The organism is Pseudoalteromonas sp. SWXJZ94C, assembly GCF_015864385.1.
GTDB lineage: Bacteria > Pseudomonadota > Gammaproteobacteria > Enterobacterales > Alteromonadaceae > Pseudoalteromonas.
Map to the genome: position 1 here is coordinate 1 of NZ_JADYXF010000135.1, position 1,042 is coordinate 1,042.

General features: G+C 41.8%; 1 pseudogene. It reads left to right on the forward strand.

From position 1 onward, the window contains the following. Positions 1 to 397: 397 nt before the first annotated feature. Positions 398 to 1,042 (forward strand): annotated as a pseudogene (locus tag I6F65_RS22090) (sugar-binding protein); the annotation flags it as partial.

A 1,042-nucleotide genomic window follows, 5' to 3' on the forward strand; every position in this document is an offset into this window, starting at 1 on the left:
CGCCTAAGGCGTTCAAAGTTGTTCCATACAACTTTGTGGGAGGGGCGCTTTACGTCTCAAGCATTATTAGATGAAGCAGCACTTGCCGCCTGTATGCCGCCTGTATGGCGTATGTAGATTTAAATCCTATTAGAGCTAAAATGGCTAAGACCCCACAAAAATAAGCTAGACATCCATCCTAATTTTTGTTCAAGCAACCAATCAACAAAACGAGACTGAACACTACGCCTACAATGCCGCCAACTTATTAATTAAGCGTACCCGCGCAAGCGGCTTTAACCATTATTTTGAGTGGGACAGCTACTCGGCTAATGCAAAGTGTGTAAAACAATGGGGCGATAACGACACCTACAGTTACCAGTTTGAATATAATACCGAGCGCGGCGAAACAACCAGTATAGATTCACGTGGTCATAAAGAACACTTTGTACACAACGCACAAGGTAAATTAGTTAAGCACACCGACCCTAACGGCAACGTATGGCAATATACCTACAATGCACAAGGGCAAAAAACAGCTGAAATAAAACCAGATAACAGTGTCATACACTACAGTTACACACCATTTGGACAATTAGCATCAATAACTGAGCCTGATGGTAGCAAAACACACTTTGCTTATAATCAACTAGGGCAACGTATTTTAACCACATTGCCAGATGGTCAAACTATTACGCGTAAATACAGCGTATCGGGTTTACTACAAAGCGAAACATTTGGCGATAACCGTACCTCATTCTATGTATACGATAAGCTAGGGCATTTAACGCAACACGTAAATCAAAGTGGTAACGTTACAAAGTTTGTATGGAACGAGCAAGGTGAGTTACTAGCAAAGCATTATAACAGTGAGCTTATTCGCTACAGTTACGATAACTTAGGGCGCGTAAACGCCACGCTTAATAGTGTAGGGTTACTTACTCAATATAAATACAACGACCATGGGCAATTAATACAAACTATTGCTTTCGACGAAAAAGCCCCTGAAAACAAGCTGCATCAGCACTTTAGTTACGACGACGCTGGCAGGCTCATTAGTACG